Source organism: Nonomuraea sp. H19 (assembly GCF_052068215.1).
Classification (GTDB): domain Bacteria; phylum Actinomycetota; class Actinomycetes; order Streptosporangiales; family Streptosporangiaceae; genus Nonomuraea.
On sequence record NZ_JBQHCV010000019.1, the window covers coordinates 128127 to 150080 of the forward strand.

General features: G+C 67.9%; 22 protein-coding genes and 3 pseudogenes. 11 read left to right on the top strand and 14 right to left on the bottom strand.

The window, feature by feature from the left end:
• Window positions 1-145: 145 nt before the first annotated feature.
• Both ACTMTI_RS35750 and tdh read right to left on the bottom strand, forming a co-directional pair.
• Entirely contained in the window at window positions 146-1315 is a 1170-nt protein-coding gene (locus ACTMTI_RS35750; protein WP_441125105.1) for a glycine C-acetyltransferase, read from the bottom strand.
• Window positions 1315-2343 (bottom strand): L-threonine 3-dehydrogenase, encoded by a 1029-nt coding sequence (tdh, locus tag ACTMTI_RS35755; protein WP_441125106.1) that lies wholly within the window; start codon window positions 2341-2343, stop codon window positions 1315-1317. The genes ACTMTI_RS35750 and tdh overlap by 1 nt, the downstream gene beginning before the upstream one ends.
• A 209-nt stretch (window positions 2344-2552) precedes the next feature.
• Here tdh and ACTMTI_RS35760 point away from each other — a divergent pair, with 209 nt between their 5' ends.
• The 4 genes and pseudogenes from ACTMTI_RS35760 to ACTMTI_RS35775 form a co-directional block, all read left to right on the top strand.
• On the top strand, window positions 2553-2930 hold the full coding sequence (locus ACTMTI_RS35760) for a hypothetical protein (protein ID WP_441125107.1): 378 nt from the start codon (window positions 2553-2555) through the stop codon (window positions 2928-2930).
• A gap of 2 nt (window positions 2931-2932) precedes the next feature.
• On the top strand, window positions 2933-3541 hold the full coding sequence (locus ACTMTI_RS35765) for a nucleotidyl transferase AbiEii/AbiGii toxin family protein (RefSeq protein ID WP_441125108.1): 609 nt from the start codon (window positions 2933-2935) through the stop codon (window positions 3539-3541).
• A gap of 24 nt (window positions 3542-3565) precedes the next feature.
• The gene (locus ACTMTI_RS35770) at window positions 3566-3766 is read left to right on the top strand and encodes a hypothetical protein (RefSeq protein ID WP_441125109.1); all 201 of its coding nucleotides are present in this window, start codon (window positions 3566-3568) and stop codon (window positions 3764-3766) included.
• Window positions 3767-4213: 447 nt separating this feature from the next.
• A pseudogene (locus tag ACTMTI_RS35775) lies at window positions 4214-5431 on the top strand (transposase); the annotation flags it as partial.
• A 201-nt stretch (window positions 5432-5632) separates the two neighbouring features.
• Here ACTMTI_RS35775 and ACTMTI_RS35780 read toward each other — a convergent pair.
• Both ACTMTI_RS35780 and ACTMTI_RS35785 read right to left on the bottom strand, forming a co-directional pair.
• Entirely contained in the window at window positions 5633-6415 is a 783-nt protein-coding gene (locus tag ACTMTI_RS35780; RefSeq protein WP_441125110.1) for a MerR family transcriptional regulator, read from the bottom strand.
• Between the two features lie 164 nt (window positions 6416-6579).
• Window positions 6580-8145, bottom strand: coding sequence for a serine hydrolase domain-containing protein (locus ACTMTI_RS35785; RefSeq protein ID WP_441125111.1), 1566 nt, complete (start codon window positions 8143-8145; stop codon window positions 6580-6582).
• Window positions 8146-8460: 315 nt separating this feature from the next.
• On the opposite strand from ACTMTI_RS35785, the pseudogene ACTMTI_RS35790 reads away from it, so the two are divergent.
• Window positions 8461-8772, top strand: a pseudogene (locus tag ACTMTI_RS35790) (recombinase family protein); the annotation flags it as partial.
• A gap of 57 nt (window positions 8773-8829) precedes the next feature.
• On the opposite strand, the pseudogene ACTMTI_RS35795 reads toward ACTMTI_RS35790, so the two are convergent.
• Window positions 8830-9476: pseudogene (locus ACTMTI_RS35795) on the bottom strand (IS3 family transposase); the annotation flags it as partial.
• 147 nt (window positions 9477-9623) lie between these two features.
• On the opposite strand from ACTMTI_RS35795, the gene ACTMTI_RS35800 reads away from it, so the two are divergent.
• Entirely contained in the window at window positions 9624-10076 is a 453-nt protein-coding gene (locus ACTMTI_RS35800; RefSeq protein ID WP_441125112.1) for a hypothetical protein, read from the top strand.
• Window positions 10077-10125: 49 nt separating this feature from the next.
• On the opposite strand, the gene ACTMTI_RS35805 is transcribed toward ACTMTI_RS35800, so the two are convergent.
• The 3 genes from ACTMTI_RS35805 to ACTMTI_RS35815 form a co-directional block, all read right to left on the bottom strand.
• A complete protein-coding gene (locus tag ACTMTI_RS35805) occupies window positions 10126-10395 on the bottom strand; it encodes a hypothetical protein (protein ID WP_441125113.1) in 270 nt (89 codons plus the stop codon).
• A 245-nt stretch (window positions 10396-10640) separates the two neighbouring features.
• Window positions 10641-10994 carry a VOC family protein gene (locus ACTMTI_RS35810; protein WP_441125115.1) on the bottom strand — a complete coding sequence of 118 codons (354 nt, stop codon included), beginning with the start codon at window positions 10992-10994 and terminating at the stop codon, window positions 10641-10643.
• A gap of 604 nt (window positions 10995-11598) precedes the next feature.
• Window positions 11599-12606, bottom strand: a complete 1008-nt coding sequence (locus ACTMTI_RS35815; RefSeq protein WP_441125116.1) for a recombinase family protein — start codon at window positions 12604-12606, stop codon at window positions 11599-11601.
• Window positions 12607-13025: 419 nt separating this feature from the next.
• On the opposite strand from ACTMTI_RS35815, the gene ACTMTI_RS35820 reads away from it, so the two are divergent.
• The 3 genes from ACTMTI_RS35820 to ACTMTI_RS35830 all read left to right on the top strand — a co-directional run bounded on the left by ACTMTI_RS35820 (window position 13026) and on the right by ACTMTI_RS35830 (window position 14231).
• On the top strand, window positions 13026-13343 hold the full coding sequence (locus ACTMTI_RS35820) for a hypothetical protein (RefSeq protein ID WP_441125117.1): 318 nt from the start codon (window positions 13026-13028) through the stop codon (window positions 13341-13343).
• A 19-nt stretch (window positions 13344-13362) separates the two neighbouring features.
• On the top strand, window positions 13363-13758 hold the full coding sequence (locus ACTMTI_RS35825) for a hypothetical protein (RefSeq protein WP_441125118.1): 396 nt from the start codon (window positions 13363-13365) through the stop codon (window positions 13756-13758).
• Window positions 13759-13937: 179 nt separating this feature from the next.
• Window positions 13938-14231 (top strand): helix-turn-helix domain-containing protein, encoded by a 294-nt coding sequence (locus tag ACTMTI_RS35830; RefSeq protein WP_441125119.1) that lies wholly within the window; start codon window positions 13938-13940, stop codon window positions 14229-14231.
• Between the two features lie 5 nt (window positions 14232-14236).
• Here ACTMTI_RS35830 and ACTMTI_RS35835 read toward each other — a convergent pair whose 3' ends face one another.
• Complete coding sequence (locus tag ACTMTI_RS35835; protein ID WP_441125120.1) at window positions 14237-15370, bottom strand: DUF6042 family protein; 1134 nt, start codon at window positions 15368-15370, stop codon at window positions 14237-14239.
• An 815-nt stretch (window positions 15371-16185) separates the two neighbouring features.
• Window positions 16186-17871 (bottom strand): helix-turn-helix domain-containing protein, encoded by a 1686-nt coding sequence (locus ACTMTI_RS35840; protein WP_441125121.1) that lies wholly within the window; start codon window positions 17869-17871, stop codon window positions 16186-16188.
• A gap of 504 nt (window positions 17872-18375) precedes the next feature.
• Here ACTMTI_RS35840 and ACTMTI_RS35845 point away from each other — a divergent pair.
• A complete protein-coding gene (locus ACTMTI_RS35845; RefSeq protein WP_441125122.1) occupies window positions 18376-18675 on the top strand; it encodes a hypothetical protein in 300 nt (99 codons plus the stop codon).
• A gap of 139 nt (window positions 18676-18814) precedes the next feature.
• On the opposite strand, the gene ACTMTI_RS35850 is transcribed toward ACTMTI_RS35845, so the two are convergent.
• From ACTMTI_RS35850 to ACTMTI_RS35865, 4 genes are all read right to left on the bottom strand, one after another.
• On the bottom strand, window positions 18815-19012 hold the full coding sequence (locus ACTMTI_RS35850; protein ID WP_441125123.1) for a hypothetical protein: 198 nt from the start codon (window positions 19010-19012) through the stop codon (window positions 18815-18817).
• 666 nt (window positions 19013-19678) lie between these two features.
• A complete protein-coding gene (locus ACTMTI_RS35855; protein WP_433014831.1) occupies window positions 19679-20131 on the bottom strand; it encodes a hypothetical protein in 453 nt (150 codons plus the stop codon).
• A 14-nt stretch (window positions 20132-20145) separates the two neighbouring features.
• Window positions 20146-21036, bottom strand: a complete 891-nt coding sequence (locus tag ACTMTI_RS35860) for a tyrosine-type recombinase/integrase (protein WP_441125124.1) — start codon at window positions 21034-21036, stop codon at window positions 20146-20148.
• 173 nt (window positions 21037-21209) lie between these two features.
• Window positions 21210-21524 carry a peptide deformylase gene (locus ACTMTI_RS35865; protein ID WP_441125125.1) on the bottom strand — a complete coding sequence of 105 codons (315 nt, stop codon included), beginning with the start codon at window positions 21522-21524 and terminating at the stop codon, window positions 21210-21212.
• A 170-nt stretch (window positions 21525-21694) separates the two neighbouring features.
• Between ACTMTI_RS35865 and ACTMTI_RS35870 the strand changes: the two genes are divergently transcribed.
• Complete coding sequence (locus ACTMTI_RS35870) at window positions 21695-21895, top strand: hypothetical protein (protein ID WP_441125126.1); 201 nt, start codon at window positions 21695-21697, stop codon at window positions 21893-21895.
• The last annotated feature ends 59 nt before the right edge of the window (window positions 21896-21954 follow it).

The following is a 21954-nucleotide window of genomic DNA, read 5'->3' on the forward strand; positions in this document are numbered from 1 at the left end:
GGCGACGGCACTCCCTCGCGGCTCCTTGGCCTCACTCCGTTCGGCGGCTCGGTCGCCATACGCCGCCGCCTTCCCCCGCTCTGGTCGCTTCGCTCCCGCCGCTCCTCCAGGCGACGGCACTCCCTCGCAGGAGAATACTGAGTGCTCAGCCCCGGGCCTGGATGAAGGCCGCCACCGCGCGGTCCACGTCCTCCTCCGTGTGGGCGGCCGAGAGCTGGACGCGGATCCTGGCCCGTCCGTGCGGCACGACAGGGTACGAAAAGCCGATCACGTAGATGCCCAGGTCGAGCAGGCGCTCGGCCATGGCGGCGGCCTCGGCGGCGTCGCCGATCATGACGGGCACGATCGGGTGGTCGCCGGGCAGGATGTCGAACCCCGCCTTGGTCATCTCGCTGCGGAAGCGCGCGGTGTTCGAGCGCAGCCGCTCGCGGGCCTCGTTCGAGGTCTCCAGCAGGTCGAGGATGCGCAGCGACGCCGAGGCGATGACGGGGGCAAGGGAGTTGGAGAACAGGTACGGGCGCGAGCGCTGGCGCAGCAGCTCGCAGATCTCCTTGCGGGCCGCGACATAACCACCGCTGGCCCCGCCGAGCGCCTTGCCCAGCGTGCCGGTGATGATGTCGATCCGGTCGGTGACGCCGTGCAGCTCGGGCGTGCCGCGGCCGGTCGGGCCGACGAAGCCGACGGCGTGGGAGTCGTCGACCATGACCATGGCGTCGTACTGCTCGGCCAGGTCGCAGATGTCCCGCAACGGCGCGACATAGCCGTCCATGGAGAACACGCCGTCGGTCACGATCAGCCGCCGCCGCGCCTCCGACGCCTCCTTCAGCCTGGCTTCCAGCTCGGCCATGTCGCGGTTGGCGTATCGGAGGCGCTGGGCCTTGGAGAGCCTGATGCCGTCGATGATGCTGGCGTGGTTGAGCGCGTCGGAGATGACCGCGTCCTGGGCGTCGAGCAGGGTCTCGAAGATGCCGCCGTTCGCGTCGAAGCACGAGCTGTAGAGGACGGTGTCCTCCATGCCGAGGAAGTCCGACAGGCGCGCTTCGAGCTCCTTGTGCACCTCCTGAGTGCCGCAGATGAACCGTACGGAGGCCATGCCGAACCCCCACTGGTCCAGCGCCTCCTTGGCCGCCTCGAGCACGGCCGGGTGGTCGGCCAGGCCCAGGTAGTTGTTGGCGCAGAAGTTCAGCACCTCGTGCCCGGCCACGCTCACCGCCGAGCTCTGCGGGGTGCTGATGACGCGCTCGGGCTTGTGCAGCCCGGCTTCGGCGATCTCGTCGAGCGTCGTACGCAGTTGCTCGCGCACGTTCGTGAACATCAGGCGCTCCAATCCAGGATGACCTTGCCCGTCCGGCCGCTGGCGGCCGTGTCGAAGGCGGCGTCGAAGTCGGTGTAAGGGAAACGGTCGGTGATCACCGGGGTGAGATCGAGGCCCTTCTCCAGCAGGACGGACATGTTGTACCAGGTCTCGAACATCTCCCGGCCGTACACGCCCTTGATCGTGAGCATCGACGTCACCACGGTCGCCCAGTCGATGGCGAACTCCTCGGCGGGCAGTCCCAGCATGGCGATCTTCCCGCCGTGCGTCATGTGCGCGATCATGTCGCGCACCGCCGCCGGGTTGCCGGACATCTCCAGCCCGACGTCGAAGCCCTCGCGCAGGTGCAGCTGTCGCATGCCCTCCTCGATCGAGGACCTGGAGACGTTCAGCGCCAGCGAGACGCCCAGCTTGCCCGCCAGGTCGAGCCGTTCGTCGCTGACGTCCGTGATCATCACGTTGCGCGCGCCCACGTGCGCGGCCACGGCCGCCGCCATCAGCCCGATCGGCCCCGCACCGGTGATCAGCACGTCCTCGCCGACCAGGGGGAACGACAGCGCGGTGTGTACGGCGTTCCCGAACGGATCGAAGATGGCCGCCACGTCGGGGTGGACCGGGACCCGGTGCACCCAGACGTTCGAGGCGGGCAGCGTGACGTATTCGGCGAACGCGCCGTCCCTGTTGACGCCGAGCCCCACCGTGTTGCGGCACAGGTGCCTGCGTCCCGCCATGCAGTTGCGGCACTTGCCGCAGACGAGGTGGCCCTCGCCGCTGACGAGGTCGCCGACGGAGACGTCCTCGACGCCCGGCGCCACCTCGACCACGTGGCCCGAGAACTCATGCCCGACGATGAGCGGAAGCGTCAAGGTGTGCCGCGCCCAGTCATCAAATTTCCGAATGTGCAGGTCGGTGCCGCAGATGCCGGTCCGCAGAACCCGGATCTTCACCTCGCCCGGCCCCACCTCCGGCTCCGGCACGTCAACCAGCGAGAGGCCAGGCTCGGCCCTCTCCTTGACCAGCGCTTTCATGTGGCTCCATCCCCCTAGGTCGAACCTAACGCACTGTGCCCGCTCCACTCCCGGCATGTCCATCGAGGGATTCTTAAGTGCCCCCACAGCTCTCCTTCACGCCCGCGCCGACGTGGCCGGATGGCGGCGCTGACCGGCCTGCGGGAGGTGATCTGGGGGCCAGGCGGGGATACGCTGAGAGAAGAGATGTCTCGGGAAGGGGTCAGTCGATGACCACCTTCGAGGATCTGCCGCCAGGGTCACGGGAATACGCCGAAACCGTCCTCCCGAAATCCCTCTGCGACCTACGCGGTCCCGCGCGCGGCATCCTGTCGCTGCCACGACGGGTCGCCTGGTCAGGCCGAGAAGACTATGACTTGTCGGTTTATGAGCAGCGTCTCGAGGCGTATGCCCGCGTGCTGGAGGCCGGCACCCGGGAAGACATCGTCGGCCTGCTCAATCACACGCTCCTCATCGGCCACTGGTTCGACTTGTGGTGGCGGCTCGATCCGATCTATCGGGCGATGTGGGAGCTCACCTTCCCCGAGCTTGGCGCGATCTCGGAACTCGCCGAAATCCGCCGCATCCCACGCCTGATGGCCTCCTGAGCATGCGGATTCCCGATTGGCATGCCAGGGCGATCGAAGACGTCGTCCCCTTCCTGAACTGTCACGGCCTGCTCCTGGTCGGCGGCTACAGCATGCAGGCCCATGGCATCGTCGAGCGTCCATCCACCGATCTCGACTTCGCCTACGCGGTGTCCGACATGCCGTGCGCGCGGCTGGCGTCCATGCTTGCGGCGGAATACGAGCGGCACGGATACGCGGCGAAAGTGTCGGCGGGTCCGCTCATTTCACGGTTGGAGGTCGCCGCCCGCTGGTTCCCCGAAGGCGAGACCCTTGACGTCGACGTCATCCAGCGTCCAAGCCACACGCTCGATCTCGCGGGGGCGCCGGTGGAGGTGGAGATCGGGCCGGGCAGCCGCGTCCACACGGTCTCGCGCGAAGACGCGGTCGGGCAGAAGATGGTCGCGATCCTTTCCCGCTTCGCGTCGCGCGACTACATCGACGTTCACGGTGTCGCCGATTCCTACTCTTTCGAGCCCGGGGTGGTCGCATTCTGGAAAAATGGTGTTGTGGTCTATTGGAATCGACTCGACCCGGATTACGGCACAGCCTTCGTTCCCAAAACGGGCCAATCGTATTGGGATAGCCTGTGATAACACGCCGATGGAGGTCTCCGAATGAAGGTACTGTCACGTCACGCGGATATTCTCACCCTCGAGCTGCCCGTCAAAGAGACGCGCATAATCATTGCGAGCCTGCGTGAAGCAGACCAAGAATTGGAAGACTGGGAGTTCCAGACAAGAACCGGATGCGAGCGAAGCGCGATGAGAGAGTTGCATAACGCCATCCACAACGCGCTGTATGGAGCTGAGGAATAGTCGAGACCTGTACGCGATTTGATCTGCGAAGTCAGTCGTGGTTTGTCTGCCGGCCGGCGGACTGGCGTGCAGAAATTCCTGGCAGCCGTGCTGATGACTCCGGCGTCTTCTGCTGCCGCGAGCAGCTGACTCGGGCCCTGGTCGCCGCGGTGGCCGGGCCGACTGACCGACGGCGGGTTGCTGCTGATGTCCAGGGCGCCGGGCAGGCAAGCCCCGCTGCTGCCGCCGGGCTGCTGCTGGCGCTGGCCCGGGGCACGATCGACAGCTCGGCGTGCTGGCCGCAGCTCGTGCCCATCCCCGGCGCCGGTGCCGAGCAGCAGCCCCCGGGCCAGCCAGCGTCACGGTGATGAGGCCGACGCAGGCGAGCTGCCGGACTCCCCCTCCCATGCACGAGGACCAACTGCCCGCCATGCAATCCATGGCGTCGCCCCAGACAAACTCATTGACACGCGCATGCACGACCTGCCGAGATCGCTGGCGGCGCTGCTGATCAGCGAGGCCTGCAACGTCGGCCTCACCCCGGTGATCAAGGACGGGGACGAGGCGCTCACGCGCGGCCGCCTGTCCCATGTCGACCAGAACTACGTGCGCGCTGAGACCCACGCCGCGGCCAACGCGATTCTCATCGAGGCCCAGCGCGGCGTGCCGATCGTGAAGTTGTGGGGCGGCGGGCTGCTGGCCTCGGTCGACGGGCTGCGCTTCGTCGTCCCGGTCCAAACCATCAACGCCGCCCCCTCGCCGAAGTACTTCGGCTACAAACGCGGCCTCACACTCCTCAACGCCGTAAACGATCAAGTGATGGGGATCGGGCAGGTGGTCGTGCCGGGCACGCCGCGCGACTCGCTGTACATCCTGGACTGCCTGATCAACATCGACGCCGGGCCGGAACCCGAGCTGGTCACGACGGATCAGGCCAGCGACAGCGACATGGTGTTCGGCATCTTCTCCATGCTCGGCTACCGGTTCGCACCGCGCTTCGCCGACCTGGGCGACCAAAGGTTCTGGCGCGCCGACCTGCCCGACGGCACGACACCGAAATACGGGCCGCTGGAAGCGATCGCCCGCAACAAGATCAACCGGCAGAAGATCCACACCCAGTGGTCGGACATGACCCGGGTCGCCGGATCCCTGGTGACCAACCAGGTGCGCGCCTACGACCTGCTGCGCATGTTCGCCCGCAACGGGCGCCCGACCCCGCTCGGGCAGGCGTTCGCCGAGTACGGCCGCGTCGACAAGACCCTGCACCTGCTGTCCATCCTGGACCCGATCGACGACACCTACCGGCGCAAGCTCAACAAACAGCTCACCGTGCAGGAATCCCGGCACCGGCTGGCCCGCAAGATCTGCCACGGCAATGGCGGGAAGATCCGGCAGGCCTACCGCGAAGGCCAAGAAGACCAACTAGCGGCTCTTGGTCTTGTCGTCAACGCGGTCGCGCTGTGGAACTCGAAGTACCTGTCGGCGGCGGTCGACCATCTGCGCGCCCACGGCATCCCGGTCAAAGACGAGGACGCCGCCCGGCTCAGCCCGCTTGGCCACGCCCACCTCAACGTCCTGGGCCGCTACGCCATCGCCTCCTCCGCCCCGGCCGAAGGGCTGCGGCGGCTCGGCGAGATCCCCGACGTGCCTGAGGGCGACGGCGGCGTGGACGAGGAGGGGGTGTAGCGGCCAGGATCGCGGCCAACGGCTGGCGTCCTTGTCCTGAGGCTTTTCCTTGAGCTGGACGGCGAATCGTCCGTCGTGCCCGGCCTGGCTGCGCGATCCTGTCCTTTTGGCCGCTCCTTCGAAGGACGCGTGGATGGCTGAGGCGATGCATCCAGCATGAGACGAGCCGCTCCAGCGGCGTCTGCAGGCAGATCCCGCCGGTCAGTGGGTGTCTGGTCTGGGGATATGGATGCCCGCGGCGCGGAGCTTGGCCTCTACGAGCGCGACCCCCCGGGCCGTGGCGGATCCCTGCTCTTCGCCGTAGTGGGCGATCAGGTGGTATCGGGCCGCGGCGTCGGTGCGGGCTTGCAGGCCGGTCACGATCTTCAGGTGTGCGGGGTTGGCGAGGAAGTGGTCGGCAATGGCGGTGGCGAGTTCGGCCAGGCGCGGGTCGTCCGGCTCCCATGCCGTGGCTTCGGTGGCGCGCTTGCTCAACGCGATGAAGCGGGGGTCGTCGAGGGCGTGCTCGACATGGGTGAGGTAGTCGTCGAAGCCCTCGGGGACCAGGGCCTTGGCCAGCACCCAGCCCTCCCGGGTGGCCGCCACCTCGTCCGCGGGGAGGCCGCGGCCAAGCATCCGCTCCAGCAGCGCCACAGCGCGGTCGGGCAGCAGGGCCCGGTCTCCGTCGGCGAGCCGGTGCAGCATGTCACGGCGCGCGGTCAGCTCCTCGATCCGTTCGGTGAGCTGCCGTTCGACGTCGGTGAGCGCGGCGGCGAACAGCGCGGCGTCGGCGTCGAGCAGGGGCCCGATCTCGGCCAGTGGCACCCCGGCGGCGGCCAGCGTCCGGACCTGCACCAGCCGCAGCAGCTCGGCCGATCCGTACCTGCGGTAGCCGGAGCTGTCGCGTTCCGGCTCCTTGACCAGGCCGAGCTTGTGGTAGTGGCGCACCGTCTTCACTGTGACGCCGACGAATGCCGCTGCCTGCCCGATCATGACTCCGTTCATCTGCGCAATCCTGCCTTGTGCTCGAGCTCGGCGACCAGGCAGACCACAGCCGAGCATGTGGACGGGCCACGCCGAGATCGACGAACTCGGCGTGGCCCCGTTCGGGTTTCTCCCTGGTGCACGACCGGAAGGGGTGCCTCTGGAGGCGTGCGGGTCGCAGGTGTTCAGCCCGACGGCTGAGCCGGATCGGCCTGCTCGCCGCAGAACACCTCGTTGACGAGCTTTTGCTGGGCGTTCTGGACCTTTGTTGCTACGGACAAGTCGGCGTCGTCCACCCAGTTCAGTACGGCGGTCAGGGTCTTGCTGCCGTCGGGTGTGCTGTACATCAGCGTCATGGAGCCGACCGTGCCGCCGTTGTGGGTGATGACGGTGCCGCCGCAGTCCGTTTTCTGGACGAACACTCCCAGCCCGTAGTCCATGTTCGGGATGCCCGTCGGGTGCGGGGTGCACATCTCGGCCAGCAGCGGGGCCGGCAGGAGCTTGCCGCCTACCAGCGCGGAGATGAACGTGGCCAGGTCCTGGCTGGTCGAGATCATGTCACCGCCGGTGGAGACCCAGGAGGGGTTGTGGCGGGTGATGTCGATCGTCTTCTGCTGGCTGGCTTCCTCGTAGCGGTAGTAAATGTGGGCGTGCGGCTCGGGGATCTCCGGCGAGGCGTCGGGCACCACCGTGCCCGACAGCCCGAGCGGCCCCAGGATCCGCTCCTGCATCTCCTCGGCCAGCGAGCGGCCGGTGACCTTCTCAATCAGGAGCCGGGCCAGCACGTAGTTGGTGTTGGAATAGCTCCAGCCCGTCCCCGGCTCGAACCGGGCCGGCTTGGACAGCGCCAGACGCACCAGTTCCTCGGGCCGGTAGGTGCGGAACCGGTTGTCCACCCACTCCTTGCCCGTGGTGCCGTAGGGCACGGGGATCCCGTGCACGATCGATCCGTCGTCGTAGACCTCGCCGGTGAAGTTAAACAGCCCGCTGGTGTGCTGCAGCAGCATCCGCACCGTGATCCGCCGGTCCAGCCCGAACGCGGGCAGGTAGTCGGCCGCCGGGGTGTCCAGCTCGATCTTGCCCTCGGCCACCAGTTGCAGCACCAGGGTCGCGGTGAAGGTCTTGGTGTTGCTGCCGATCCGGGCATGCCCGTTGACCGGCGGCTTGGCGGTCCCGCCCAGCTCGGCCACCCCGGCGCTGCCGGCCCACGCGCCCCGCTCATCGTGTACGCGCAGCGACACTGCGAGGAAGCCGGACTCGACGATCTCCTCGATCGCCTTCTGTAGCTCCGGGCGATCCTGCCCGGCCGCGGCTTCCGGCACGGCCTTGCTGTCCGCAGCGGCCGCCCTGGCGGCGTCGAGGGCTTCGGTGATCTTGCGGGCCATCTCGGCCGTGGCGGGGCTCGGCTGGCTCTGGTGCATCTGGGCGGTTTCGACAGCGACGAGGACGGTGCTGCGGAAGTTGTCGGCCTCGGCCGGATCCTGCTGCTTCAGGAGGTTCATGGCCGCGGTCAGGGCCGGCAGCACGCGGTCGGCGATCTCGGCCACGGACTTGCCGGTCAGGTCCTTGCCCACAGGGTAGTCAGCGAGCACATGCCCGATCAGGCCGGTGGCCGAGCCCAGCGCGATGCCACCGTTGGTGGCGATCTTGTGAGGCTTGCCGGCGGCACCGGCGGCGGCCATCAACGCCACGGCGCCGTAAGCGGCAATCCGCAGGGTGCTCTTGTCCTGGTCGGAAAGCGTGATCGTCATGATGGTTTGCCCTTCGAAGCTGTGATGTCCGGGTCGGCGTCGCGCCGCTGCGCCGAGCTTCCACCCTGACCCAAGGTCAACCTCAACCGTGATCTAGCTCACAGCCGCCATGGGGTTCGAGACAGCTTTGGGAGCCGGACGCCGCCCCCCGCCAGGTAACAGTCGCATCTCGCGCGGGAGGTCCGGTGGTGTTCCGTAAGGCGATCCCCCACCGGAACACCCGCCAGCCGAGACAGCGCCCCAGGTCAGGGTGTTCCGTATAGGTGTTCCGCGAACCGTTCCGGTCAAGGCCCCCTATCCGGAACACTTGAGGGCGTGAACGGAACCCGCGTCGGCTACGCCCGCTGCTCCACCGACGAACAAGACGTCATCATCCAGACCGAGCAGCTCCTGGCCCTCGGCGTCCCCGCCGACCGGATCTACATCGACCGCGGCTTCTCCGGCACCACCCGCCGCAACCGCGCCGGACTCGACCAGGCCCTCGCCGCCGTCTGGGACGGCACCGTCTTCACCGTGACCAAGTTCGACCGGTTCGCCCGCAACATGGCCGAGGCCAACGACATCCTCACCGGCCTGTCCGGCCGCGGCGTCCTGTTCGGGCTGGGCGCATCCGTCTACGACTGGAACGACCCGTTCGGGCGGCTGTTCCTGCAGACCCTCGCCATGGTCGCCGAGTTCGAGGCCAATGGTGGTGCGGATCTTCTTGCCTCGGCGGGCTCCTTGCAGGCCCAGGGCGCGCATCCGCCGCTCGACCGTGCACCGGGCCACCTGGTGGCCCTCGCGCAGCAGTTGCCGCCAGACTTTGCGGGCGCCGTAGACGCCGTAGTTGGTGGTGTGGATGCGCCTGATGTGATCGTCCAGCTCGGCGTCGCGGATCGCGCGGGCCGAGGGCGGCCGGGTTTTGGCGGCGTAGTAGGTGCTGGCAGAGACAGGCAGGCCGTGCTCGGTCAGCACACGGCAGATCGGCTCGACACCGAACAGCTCGCGGTGTTCGTCGATGAAGGTCATGAGTGCGTGTGTGGCCGGTCGAGCTCGGCCGCGAAGAAAGCCGAGGCGGCCTTCAGGATCTCGTTGGCCCGGCGCAGCTCGGCGTTCTCCCGCTTCAGCCGCTTCAACTCGGCCGATTCATCGGTGGTGGTGCCCGGGCGTGTGCCCTCGTCGATCTGGGCTTGGCGGACCCACTTGCGCAGCGTCTCGGCGGTGCCGATGCCGAGTTTGGCGGCGACCGCGTTGATCGCGGCCCACTCGGTCGGGTAGTCCGGGCGGACCTCGGCGACCATCCGCACCGCGCGCTTTCGCAGCTCGGCCGGGTAGGGGGACTTGGCTGCCATGACTCGATCCTCTCAAGAGAACGAGCCTACAGCGAAGTCGGGGCGCTTCACACTAGCGCGCTCCGAGTGGTCTGATTGGGACATACCTCCGCCATACCGCGTCTCCGTATGGTCTCACCTCGACGGGAAATCAACGGAGGGAACCATATGAAGATCATGCGTACCGCGGTCGTCGTCGGGGCCATGGGGGCCGTGGCCATGATGGGCGCGCCCGCGCCCGCGTCGGCGTCGGTGACCGCGTCCGCCTCGGCGTCCGCGCCGGCGGCGTCGGTGACCACGTCGGCAGCCAAGGCCCTCGTCGCGACCTGTTCGAAGGGGTCCTACAGGCTGAAGGTGACCGTCACCTACATCGACACGACGTATGGGCACCGCTTCAGCCGTGTCCACTGGACGGCCTCCGGAGGCCCCACCACGGTCAAGGTCAGCCTCGTCCAGGATCGGGGCGGCCTTCCGGACGCCGAGTTCCTGGCGACCGTGATCACGGGCAACTCCGGCAGCAGGGCGATCTCGGCGACCCGGCCGATGGCGCATCGGGTCTTCGTGAAGCTGGCCGGTAGGAACGGTGTCACGAGCTGTGTCGGGCAGAGCGGCGTCATCTGATCCGGACCGCTCGGCGCCCGCCGTCGCGAGAGACGGCGGGCGCCGGAGGTCAGGGCGAGGGGTGGGGGAGTTCGAGGTCGGCCACGATGGGGAAGTGGTCGGAGGCCTCGGTGCCGATGACGGCCACCGAGGTCGTTTTGATGTCGCGAGAGGTCATGACGTAGTCGATGCGCTGGTACGGCCTGCTCACGCTGTAGGTGAAGCCGTCGCCCGCACCGGCCACGTCCCAGGCGTCAAGCAGCCCCCGCCAGCCCAGAGGTCTGACAGCGTCCTCGGCCGCCGCCCTGCAAATGCCCCTCGCTCGTGGCCTGTCCGGCAAGGGTGCACCCCAACACCACACCCCCCAGCCTGCTCGAACGCCGTCCAGATAGGGTCCGCACCCGAGATTCTTGACGCCTGCCTGCTGGACTCTGAGAGCTCAAACTGACGGACCGAGCTGATCAAGACGGCCACCATCACGGCCAAATAGCTCGTAGTTCTCGGCCATTTATCGCGCTCTGTGATCGCTCCCCATCAAGTGCGCCAGAACCATTTACTGCCGGAACTTACAGCCAGTGCTTCCGCTCAGCTCTTCCGCTCACCCAGGACGCAGAACTCGTTGCCCTCCGGGTCGAGGAGGGTCACCCAGTGCTGCTCGTCCTGCACGGTGTCTACGCGCCGGGCACCGAGGGAGAGCAGCCGGGCGACCTCGGCCTCCTGGTCGTCGGGGCGGAAGTCGGGGTGGAGCCGGTTCTTCGACGTCTTGCCCTCGGCGACAGGCACGAAGAGCAGCCCCGGCATCCGGTCCGGCTCAGGCCGGATCTCGATGATCTCCTCAGATTCGTCGACCACAACCCAGCCGAGAGCCTTGGCCCACCAGCGCCCGAGAGCGACAGGGTCGGCGGAGTCGACGATGATCTGTTCCCATTCCAGTGCCATGGGCTTGAGCATAGACAGGACCGGCGGCCCGGCCCCGGAGGGGTCGAGCCGAGATACGAGCAGAAGCGGCCAACGGTCGATCATGTTCGTGATCTCGGAAGTACGGCTGGCCCCGAGTCGTACGGCGGAGCTCGAACCCCCTCGACGTTGCAGCAGGTCAGAGCGCTCAAGATCCACCCATGGCCGGAATTCCCGTTATCTCGGCTCGACCCGAAGGTCGCGCGTCGCCCCGCGGTAGCTACCCGGCCGGGAGACCGAGTGACAGGCATGGCGGGCATCCTTCCGGGGCTCACCTGTCGCCCGCGGAAGGATGCCCGAGCGGTGACCACCTCGCTATGCTGACTGCCGCCAGCAGATAATCACCTGTGTTGCGACGACCCCTCGAATGCGCCTGTTCAAGGGGGGCCGGGGGCTCTCGGGGCCAAGCTATGAGCTTTTGAGCAGGGGATACCCATCGGGCCCCGAACCCCTCCGCCTGAAGCCTGTCGATCACGTTTTGGACCTTGCCGGGATCACCGAACAGTTCGGCTTCTTCCACCGCGTTACCGGCGTGGTGCGGCGTGCAGTTCGGTGGACGTCATGTCGGGCTCCTTCAGTTCGATCATCACGGGCGTGCGTCGCGGTGGATCTCCCAGGAGAACTTGGTGGCGGCGACCAGTTCCACGACGGCTTGGTTGCGGGTTCGCCGCACGCCCGGGGTGCGCATGACCTCGGTGCCATTACGGCGGCGGGCCGGCCATCCATGGCGGGCTGGGCCGACGGTGCCCAGCAACTCACCGACGACGATGACGTGGTAGACGCCGTCACCGCAGCCGGTCGCCACGACCTGGACGGCGTCGAGCTCGGCGTCGGTGTACCAGCGCGTCCGCCGGGCCGGGTCAGCGTCGGAGGTCCACGGCCGCGTGTCGTCGGCAGGCCGGGGCGCCGGGCTCGGCGAGCTCGTTGTCGTGGCGGCCGGGACGGCGGGCTGGTCGTCGGCGTGGTCGACGGCGGCCGCCGCGGTGGTGCCGGCGGCTGAGCCAGGCGGGTCGTCGTCTTCCAGCGCCCGGTACAACGTCGACCGCCCGATGCCGAGCTCGCGAGCGATCTGCGTGACGGACTGGCCGCGCGCGCGGCGGGCCCGGGCGGCGGCGAGCACGTCCTCGGTCACCGCGGCCGGGCGGCCACCCGTGCGGCCGGCGGCGCGGGCGGCGGCCAGGCCCTCCAGGGTGCGCTCTTGGATCAGGTCGCGCTCCATCTCGGCGGCCATCGCGGCGACCAGGAACAGCATCTTGTCGGCGATCCTCTGCCCGTTCGGGCGATGGATGCCGGCGCAGATGCCGGTCAGGATGTGCAGGTTGATGCCGCGCGGCGCGAGCTCGTCTTCCAGGAAGACCAGCAGCTCCTTCATGCTGCGGGCGACCCGGTCGGGCTTGGTGATGACCAGCGTGTCGCCGGCCTTGAGGGACGCCACCGTCTTGGCCAGCTTGGGCCGGTCGGCGCGGCGGGTGGAGATGGTCTCCTCGACGATCTCGCGGCAGTCGGCCTCGTTCAGCAGCGCCAGTTGCGCCGCGTGGTCCTGAGCGCGGGTGGAGACCCGGGCGTAGCCGACGCGGATCGCGTTCGGGCCCATCTGATCAATCCCTTTCGTCGTAGGCGACTCCCAAAGATCGTCCCGAAATCCGTCCCGAAACTCAAGGACTCGGACAAGATCTTTGGGACGGGTTTCGGGACGATCGTTCCTGCGGAAACGCGACCAGGGCGCGGCCGCCGCCACCCGTCCCGCAAACGACCCATTTGCGGGACGGCCCTCACGCGCAGGTCAGGCAGGGGTTCCACAAATTCGACCGCGAATGAGGGGCCAACCGGGACGCCTGCCGGTGATCCACGATTGGAGACGCTCCTTTATCGGCGGGACGGCCCACTCAGCGTGGCAGGTCGAAATGCCAGGCCGACCTTCAGCCTGGAGCGTGCAGCACGGCAGGTTCCCGCAACTATGGCTACTCTGTAGTTGATTGTTTACTATGAGTGGCTAAACTGATGGAGGTGTGTATGTTCGCTCAGGCAAAAAGAATGGCCCGCGCCGGCGCTGCCCTGGCCGTGGCGGCCGTGGCGGTGGCCGCGATGGCGGTTCCTGCCCACGCCGCGAGAGGGACGTTGTGGATCAGCGGGACGCCGATCGTCGACCCGCCCCCCGGCTGCAGGGATGTCCCGGGCAGCGACGTCAGATATCTGCGGAACGACCTCGAGCGTTCGCATGTCGACGTGTACACCGATGACAACTGCGATCCGGCGCACCACATCGTCACCGTGTATCGCGGCAAGGACGCCTTCATCCGCGTCGGATCCGTCTTCGTCTACGACTTTTGAGCCTCGTCCGGCTCATCAAATGCACACCATCGAGGCCCGCGTCGCCGAACTCGAACGCACCGACGCCCGCTTCCAGCCCGGGCAGCAGCACACGCTGGACTGGGACCGGCTGGGCCGAACGCATCGAGCACCTCATCGGCGTCATCGCCGCCGGCGGCCCGGCCACCCGCCCCAGCATCGTCCTGGGCGCCCGCCAGCGCCTGGCCACCGCGCTCGCCAGGCCGCCACCATGCTCGGCAAGCTGGAGACCACCCCGCCGGCCGAAATCCCGACCGACGTCACCGGCTACACCGCCCGGGAGATCTGGACCGGCGCCGCGGGCATCATCGGCGGCCCGCTTGTGACCTCCTACGCCTCCCTGGCCAAGCAGCTGCACCGGAACCACGCGATCGCTGATTCGCAGACCGGCGGGTGACCACGCCGCCGTTTCCGGGACGCGGCTTCCCGCCCCGTACGTGGCCAGCTACAAACGATGTGTGAGGCATCTGTACTGGGACCTCGGAGAAACCGGGGCCGGCGCCATCTTCGAGGTGGTGGACTGGCGCGGCTCGACCGCCCGGGTCTGCCTCATGGACGCCGACGACTACCAGGCATATGTCGACGGTGACGCCTACGACTACTACGGCGCTCATCGTCGCCGGCACTCGCGACGGCCTGGCCGCCGCCAAGGCCCGCGGCCGTACTGGAGGCCGCCCCACCGTCATCACTCCCGAGTTGCTGCGCGCGGCGCGCGACATGCTGCCCAACCCGGAGAACTCGATCACCTCGATCGCCAAGTTGCTCGGTGTCAGCCCGGGGACGCTGTACAACCACATCCCCGACCTTCGCCAGTTCCGCGGAGGCGGCCACGCCAAAGAGCTGGCCAGCGGTCAGAGACCGCCAGCGTAAGACGATCACATCCGAGCGATCCGGCCCGCCTCGGGTTGTAGCGGCGGATTTGGCATCGCCGTGAACGTGCCCTCGCCAGAGGTGCTGAGCAGTCCTCGGTCGGCGCCATAGCGAATGGCCTCGTGAATCTCTTCTTCTGTGGCCAGCAACTGGCTCGAGAGCTCTCCTGGCGTCGCTGAGACGGTGCTGCCCGGGGTCCACACCGCCACGGCGGCCAGGTCGGCCGCGAAGGAGGTGTAGCGGTGAAATGCGTCCTGACGCCGAATCATGGCCACTTCCTCGTCCGGCAGGCGCAGCACCTCCTCGACATGCGGTGGGCTTGTGGAGAGGCCATAGCGGGTCACCTCGCCGGAGGTCTCAGCGATCACCAGGCCGGCCGCCACCAAGAGCCAGAGCAGCTCTCGCCGCGTGGTCGGTGCGGGCACCCCCAGCTGGGCGGCGTATTCCGACAGGTCCTCGGAAAGTGCGGAGCTCCACTCGCCTGAACTGCTGGACCAAGGCTGGTAGGCGGCGGCGATCCGTTCCCCGGTAGCTTCACCGGTGGCGGCGGCCAGTTGGACGGCGTAAAGCACCTCCTCGCACGCAAGCCCGAGGACGGCCCTCCAGCCGGTGCACGCAGGCGGCTGTACGGCGGGTCGGCTCCGGGCCAGCCACTGGGGAGGCTGAGGAGGTCCGGGAGTGGCCCAGAACTGCATCCGCCAAAGATCGCCCTGAGAGGCCTCGAAGCCGGGAATCTCCGGCGGGGTCCTGCGGCAGGAGATGCGGACCCGGTACATCCCTGGCATGCCGAGTTTGAGCGGCTTGTCGGCGTATTGGTTACTACTGAGCACGGTGGTGAGCATGATGGCCCCGGTGTTGGCGTGGTACGGAGTCTCAACCACGTCGTGCCAGGCGTCATCAAGCGGCGGGGGACCGTTTTGCGCTTCCAAGCGCACGTGATGGCGCGCGTCGCGAGCCGATGCCTGTAACCATCCGTCGCCCGCCTTGGCGATCGTGCCGCCGGGTTGGGCGTTCACCGCATGCTCGTCGAGAAGGGGCAGCCCCGGCAGCGATATGGATGCCGGATCGCTGCCATACGTGTCCCTGACGACGATCGTTCCGTACTCCGGCCAGTGATCCTCAACGGCGATGATCCTCATGCATTGACCGTAACGGCCGAGCGGTCCGCCCTCGCTGCATGTTCGCCGGTCTCGAACGCCTGCAGGCCGACTAAACATGATCATACGAGGTGCACGCCCTTAACGGATCGAAGCGTTCGTCCTATGCGAGTCGCCTGCAAGCCATCTCACCTGAGTCCCGTATACGACCGTTTTCAGGACGCTCCGTGTCTGGGGACCAGGCGGACGCTCAGGACCGCCTCCTGGAGGCAGGACGCCATGGGCCACGCCGACCCCCCGCACCACCCGCGCCTACGACCACGCCCGGCACAGCCTGGACCGCCACCCCGCCCCGCGCCTCCTGGCCTACCTCTCCGGACAGTAGCCGGGCGATCTTGGTCTTGGAGTGCGTATTGACCTCCCGTACCTCCAAGTCGCTACCGCAGACAAGCGCCAGAAGTCGTCCGGCCGGCGACGTGATCGCGCCATGTCTCCCTCAAGGCCACAAGGCGGTTCACCACGATGTCGCGGGTAGCTGGCCCGGGGCCATCGCGGAAAGCGCTCACTATCTGCGATAACGAACTCCGGCTCTCCAGGGCATGTGGGGTGGGGCGCTCATGTTGAGAGCCGCCCCGGCAGGACAGCACGGCGCCCTACGGCGCGGGTTGTTCGGCGGATTGTCCGGCCAAGAGCGGGGCGAGCGCACGTCAGGCCACGGTCGCTTCCCTGTACCAGGGCACTGACGTCTGGGAAGGGCAAGCCGCCCACCTAGGTTTCTTACCGGCACCCCTACAGGCACCGAACCCCCTAGCGTGCCCGCGCGCCGGCACAGGCATGACTGAGGACGTGAGCCACGTTCAGCCCGGTTCCACTCCCGCGCGGTCCACGATGAGCAGCGGTCGCTCGGTGACCCGCACCGTGTCCCGAGCGCCGACGGCTCGGGCGGTGCCGTCCAGATACTCGACCCGTTCCGCTTCGGCGCCCGCCGGGGTGTCCGCGGCGGCGGAGATGGCCCAACGAACGCGAGCCGTACGCCGCCGGCCGTCGTGCCCCTTGATGTGGAATTCGCACTGCCACACGTTCCTCGGCATGCCTATCGGCCAGCCGCGTCCGCAGGAGCGTAGGTCGGCGCCGGTCAGCCAGCGCTGGACCTGCTCCACCTGCCGTCCGGCCCGGGTGGGCGGCTGGTCCTCGGCCTGGAGCACGATGGGGATCGTGCCGTTGCCCCAGGCGTAGAAGTACATGCGCCGCAGGTTGAACTTGCGAGCGTACAGACCGGTCAAGTAGAAGCGGACTGCGTAGTCGGCCGCACGGTCCTGCTCAAGTGGGTCGTTCAGCGGCAGGGACTGCGTGGTGCCCGTGTTCCACACCGGCGGATGCAGGCCGGCACGGTGGAAGGTCCGGTCTACCTTCTCGATCGCCTCCAGCATTGTTTCCGGGGGATCCTGCACGCGGCGCTGGTAGAGCTTGACACCGGCCACGTCGCAATGTTGGTAGCCGCCGAGCTCGGCGAAGCGCCGTAGAAACTCGTGCGATTGTGCCTTCCACAGCTCGGTGACGGAAGGGCAGACCACGACGGCGTGCTTGTCGGCCCGGCGGATGATGTCCGTGGCGCGACGAGTCATCTCGACGAGGGTCTCGACGCTGCCGTTGTAGTGATGCCGATGGTTGGCCATGACCCAAAGCTCGTAGGCATCGATGCGGGAGCCTGCGTGCCGTACCAGGGCGCGGACGAAGGCGTCCCAGTCGTCGAGGTCGTCCGGTGGCGCCGCTCGGGACCCGTCGGGGTAGGCCGCCTTACGCGCCGCCGGGGCGGCCCAGGCCGGTGTGCCTCCGAAGACGAACAGCGTGGGCAGCCCCGCCCGTTCGGCACCGTCGAGCAGCCGGTCGAGCGTGGACCAGTCGAATCTGCCGCGTGCGGGTTCGAGCTGGGACCAGCGTGTCTCGCTGTCCCAGAACCGCAGTGCGCCGACACCGAATGTGGGCATGGCTCCGCTGTTGCTGTTCATGGTCACGCCGAACAACGCCGGGTCGATGGGGGCCGACGCCCCTGCCCACGGCGTCGAGCCCGCCGGCGAGTACGCGGCCCATCCGAGTTCCTCCGTCCCGCCGCCGACCGGGATGCTCGCGACTGCGGTCCATAAGAGGGTCAGCATGAGGAGGGTGACGAGGACGGTACGGCGCGCGCGCCGCGTTTCCGGGGTTTCAAGGGCGCGGGGAAGCAGACGTGGGAGCTCGTTCGGCGGGCCTTGCGGAGACTCCCGAGGGACGGCGTCCGGCGTGTCGGGCTCCGCGCCCTCACCGCGCGCAGCCTTCCAGCACTGCACGAGCCAGTTCATCTCGTCCGGCTGGGCTCCGCACTCCTTAGCGATCCGGGCGACGATGTCGTAGTCGCCGGGGGTTCCCTTGCCGTTGCAGTACCGGTGCAGGGTGGATCCGCTCGTGTAGACCCTTGCCGCGAGTTCCTGGTAGCTGAGACCGCTGCGCTGCTTCAGCTGGGCGAGTGCGGCGGCCAGTTCTTCGGCCCCCTCAGCCCTATCCAAGAGCGTCCTCCTGTATGGCCCGGCTTCTCCGGGCCATCCAATCTGTCTGAGAAATGGGACGTCAAGCGGGTGGTACGCGTCCCAAACCGTCATGGGATGCGGATGATCTTGCACGGTCGCGGCCTCCGCCGGAACAGTTGGCTGTGGTCGCGGCATGCTGCCTGCGGCCGGGGGAGAGCAACCGCCACCGGACGTGGTGTGTCGGGTCCGGCGGGAGGTGCGCTGGCGGTTCGGAGGATCGTGTTGCCGGGCCTGGTACTCCTGGCGGCGTGCGCCCCTCCGGCTGCGAACGTGACTCCGGCTCGTCGACACCACTGCCAACAGAGATCGAACAAAGGGAGACGCATGCGTCATATCGCCGTATCCATCGCTATCGCAGCCCTCGCCCTCACAGGGGTAGCTGCTCCGGCTCAAGCGAGCGTCTCACCCCCTGTTGAGCCAGCGGGCACGTGCGGTACACCGGGCTGTGGGGGGGAGGTGTTCAACGCTAACGGAAGCCTCTCCGTGCCCATCGCGAACTGCTGGTCGGGCGACTCCTGGTCCTACTCCGGCGACACTCTGCCGTGCGCGACGAACAGCTGGGGACTGGCCAAGAACTCCATGTGGTCGCTTCGCGTCGGCTACGCCTCGACGAATCTCCAGTACTACTACGACACCGACGCCATCGGGGCACGCGCCGGTTGCCTCCTGGAGGTGATCGACTCGGCTGGCGTACCCCACGCATGGGATCGCAGGGGTAAGTCCGCAATCTGGCTTAAGATCACAAACCTCACGTACTACACCGTGACCCGCTACATCTGCTAGCGGACGCGCCAGCCTGGCCCTTCCGCTATTGATGGCCCCTCCGCTCGAAACGCACGTGATCCTGGTTTTCGGGGTCGAGGAACGACGAGAAAGCCATTAGCGGTACGGGATGTTCAGGTGGGGCATGCCTGGCGCAGGTTTACGTGAGGGGCAGGTCTTTGCGGGTCTGTTCCAGGTCGGTGGCCCAGATCCACAGCCGGTGCGGGGGCGGCACCTGGTGGTAGCCGAACAGGCCGACCTCGGTCAGGGTGCGCAGGTCCACGCACACCCGCTGGTAGGCCCTCGGGAGTAGGGGAACGATCAGAGGCGCCAGCGTGTGCAGGGTCCTGCACACCATATGGCGGCCGGTGACATGATCCTTAGCGTGGATCGAGACGAGCTATGGGCGAAGGTAGGGCGGGAGCGACGGCTGCGGCGCCTGGGTCGTCAACGCCGACCGGCACTACGCCTGGCACTGGAGCATGGAAAAACAGCTCCGCCGCGCTCTCATCCGCGGGGTTGAGAGCACCGGCAGCTAGTGGCAGCCCGACCGGCCTGCGCCCCGCCACCGGACTCGTGCTTGTCGGTGAACCGGTGGCGGGGCGCAGCGCATGTAAGAAATAGTCTCTGGGTTCTCCAGCGCCTCTCCAGGTCATCCCACCCCAGGACCAGGGCGTTCTCCGTGTAGAGCATGTTCCTATCAACCCTGGAAAACCTGGTCCGGCTTCGTCACGACGATCCCCGCACCAACAGGTGTGGGGCTTGGCGCTGTGCAGGGGGCTGGCGGCCTCCGCGAGGTTACGCTGCTTCCTTTGCTCCCTTGCTTCGGGGTGCGGGTGAGGGTGGGTCAGGATGCGCCGGTCAGCGGAGCGTTCGGGTAGCTCTCGGCGATCTCGCCGAGCTTGGCCTTCTCGGCGGCGTCCACGCTGAGTTGCCACCGCCGTTTGACCGCCGTCCATTCGGCGACGTAGCGGGGTCGTGGTCATATTCCGACGAGACTTCTCGATAGGCGCTGAGCCGCAGGTCAGCGGGGTTCGTCTCGGGTGGTCCAGCCGTGTTTGGTGATGAGTTTGGCGAGGGCCTGGCGGAGTTGGTTGATGCGGGCGGCCGCGTCGGGTCCGCGGATGCCGATGGTGATGGTGGTCTCGGTGGCGTGGTAGACGGTCTGGCGTCCTTCCGCCGCGGTGCGGGCGGCGGCGTGGATGCGGCCGCGCAGCGCGATGAGCTTGCGTGGATCGCTGTGCTCAAGGCCGTCGATGGTGAGGTAGCACAGGAACGGGCCGCATTCGGTGAGCGGTCCTTCGGGCAGCCCGGCTTCGAGGGCTTTGCGGATCTTGGCCCTGTCGTCGCTGGTCATGGGACGTCGTCCGAGCCAGTCCGGCCAGCCGTCGGGCCGGACAGGCACGGTGTGGGTGCCGGGGCCTTGAGCTTGTTGATTCTGCTCGGCGGGTTTGGTGTCGTCTGGGTCGGTGGTCATCTCGCCCAAGTTGGCTAGCGGTCAACGGTGAGGTGGCGCAGGGCGGCCTGTTTGTCGTCGTCGGTGGGCTGGCTGTAGATGCGCAGCGTGTCGAGGCGGGAGTGGCCGGCCAGTTCGGCGACGGTGACGAGGTCTTCGCCGCCGCGAATCAGCTGGGTGACGAAGGTATGGCGGCCGATGTGGGCGGTGGTGGCGTCCTCCAAACCGGCGGCCTGGGCGATGGCGGTGAAGATGGCCGAGGCGGCGCGGGTGGACAGGCGCCCGCCGCGGCGGTTGAGGAACAGGGCTCGCTGGGTGGCGGCGTTCGTCCAGGTGCGGCGCTCATCCAGCCAGGCGAGCAGGTGGTGGCGCAGCTGGGGGTGGATGGGCACCTCGCGCACCTTGCCGCCCTTGCCGTACACGTGCAGCATCCCCTTTCGGGCGGAGATGCGCACGTCGGGCACGTCCAGGGCGACGGCGTCGCCGATGCGCAGCCCGGCATAGAACGGGAGTAGGGCCAGCGCGCGATCACGGGGACGGGGCCAGTCCTCGACGGCGCGCAGCCAGCGGATCTGCGCGTTGGCGTCCATCGCCTTCGGCGCGGTCTTGGGGATGTCCTCGCGGGCGATGGCGGCCTTGCCCAGGCCGCGCCGCAGGTGGAAGTCGTCGAGTGCGGCCAGGGCGTTGTTGACGTAGCGTACCGAGCGTTTGGGGTCGGCCTCGCGTAGCAGGTAGAGGCGGTAGTCGCGTACCGCCCAGTCCCGGGCACGGGCATCGATGAGCGGGTCACCGCCGGTGGCGGGCCGCTCGGTCAGCCACGCCAGGTACATCCGCACCCGGGAGGCGTAGGTGCGGCGGGTGTCGGCCGCCAGCGGCATCTCCTGCAGGGCAGCGGCGTAGCCGGCGAGGATCTCGGCGTAGTCCACCGGGAGAGGCGTGGGCCGGGCGCCTCGCCGCTTCGGCTCAACGGGGTCCGTGTTCTCGGAAGTCGTTAGCTGGGGTTGTGACCTGGCTGGGGCCGGATTCTCGGAAGTCACGTCGGGATTCTACTTCCGGGAAGACATCGTTCTCGGAAGTATCTGAAAACCGTCACGTTTGATCAGGTCGCCGGGCGGCGCCCGTGGACCCATGGCTGGCCGATGCCGCGGTATTCCTCGACCGGGATGGGCTGGAGGCCGTCGCGCATGCGGCTGGTGTAGAGGCGGCCGTCCAGGTGGTCGAGTTCGTGGGCGACCAGCCGGGCCAGCCCGTGGTCGAAGCGGGTGATCTTCTGCTGGCCGTCCAGGGTGGTGTGTTCGACCTCCAGGACCAGGGGGCGGGCGACGATGCCGCGCACGTCGAAGAAGGACCGGCAGCCCTCGTACTGTTCGTCGGTCTCGGTGGTGGCGTTCACGATGCGCGGGTTGAGCAGCACGATCGGCTCGGCTCGGCTCGGCGTCGGCGTCGGCGTCGGGTGGGATGATCAGGGCGGCGGCGCCCCCCAGGCCGATCTGGGGGGCGGCCAGTCCCATGCCCTTGCCCGAAGACATGGTGTTCGCGTACGCGCTGCAGGGCGGCGAATAGGGCGTCGATCACCTCGCGGGCTTGATCGGCTTCGCCGGGCAGGTCGAAGGGCGCGGCGGCCTGGTACAAGATCGCTTCGCCGCTTTGGATGATGCCGGCGGCCTTCATCCGGTCGCTGCTGGTGCGCAGGCTCGGAGGTCAGTACTGGCGGAGCGAAAACGTACGCTAAGCCTGTTTCCCCAGGTTGCCGCCAGTGATGACCCTCTCGAAGACGTTCGGTGAGTGCCCAACACTAGTGGTGGGGCAGATCGTCGTAGGCCGTCGCCTACCGCGATGTCGCA

Coding starts and splice junctions, on each gene's coding strand:
- ACTMTI_RS35750 (WP_441125105.1), bottom strand. CDS start 1,315: ATGTTCACGAACGTGCGCGAGCAACTGCGTACGACGCTCGACGAGATC.
- tdh (WP_441125106.1), bottom strand. CDS start 2,343: ATGAAAGCGCTGGTCAAGGAGAGGGCCGAGCCTGGCCTCTCGCTGGTT.
- ACTMTI_RS35760 (WP_441125107.1), top strand. CDS start 2,553: ATGACCACCTTCGAGGATCTGCCGCCAGGGTCACGGGAATACGCCGAA.
- ACTMTI_RS35765 (WP_441125108.1), top strand. CDS start 2,933: ATGCGGATTCCCGATTGGCATGCCAGGGCGATCGAAGACGTCGTCCCC.
- ACTMTI_RS35770 (WP_441125109.1), top strand. CDS start 3,566: ATGAAGGTACTGTCACGTCACGCGGATATTCTCACCCTCGAGCTGCCC.
- ACTMTI_RS35780 (WP_441125110.1), bottom strand. CDS start 6,415: ATGAACGGAGTCATGATCGGGCAGGCAGCGGCATTCGTCGGCGTCACA.
- ACTMTI_RS35785 (WP_441125111.1), bottom strand. CDS start 8,145: ATGACGATCACGCTTTCCGACCAGGACAAGAGCACCCTGCGGATTGCC.
- ACTMTI_RS35800 (WP_441125112.1), top strand. CDS start 9,624: ATGAAGATCATGCGTACCGCGGTCGTCGTCGGGGCCATGGGGGCCGTG.
- ACTMTI_RS35810 (WP_441125115.1), bottom strand. CDS start 10,994: ATGGCACTGGAATGGGAACAGATCATCGTCGACTCCGCCGACCCTGTC.
- ACTMTI_RS35815 (WP_441125116.1), bottom strand. CDS start 12,606: ATGGGCCCGAACGCGATCCGCGTCGGCTACGCCCGGGTCTCCACCCGC.
- ACTMTI_RS35820 (WP_441125117.1), top strand. CDS start 13,026: ATGTTCGCTCAGGCAAAAAGAATGGCCCGCGCCGGCGCTGCCCTGGCC.
- ACTMTI_RS35825 (WP_441125118.1), top strand. CDS start 13,363: ATGCACACCATCGAGGCCCGCGTCGCCGAACTCGAACGCACCGACGCC.
- ACTMTI_RS35830 (WP_441125119.1), top strand. CDS start 13,938: ATGTCGACGGTGACGCCTACGACTACTACGGCGCTCATCGTCGCCGGC.
- ACTMTI_RS35835 (WP_441125120.1), bottom strand. CDS start 15,370: ATGAGGATCATCGCCGTTGAGGATCACTGGCCGGAGTACGGAACGATC.
- ACTMTI_RS35850 (WP_441125123.1), bottom strand. CDS start 19,012: ATGGTGTGCAGGACCCTGCACACGCTGGCGCCTCTGATCGTTCCCCTA.
- ACTMTI_RS35855 (WP_433014831.1), bottom strand. CDS start 20,131: ATGACCACCGACCCAGACGACACCAAACCCGCCGAGCAGAATCAACAA.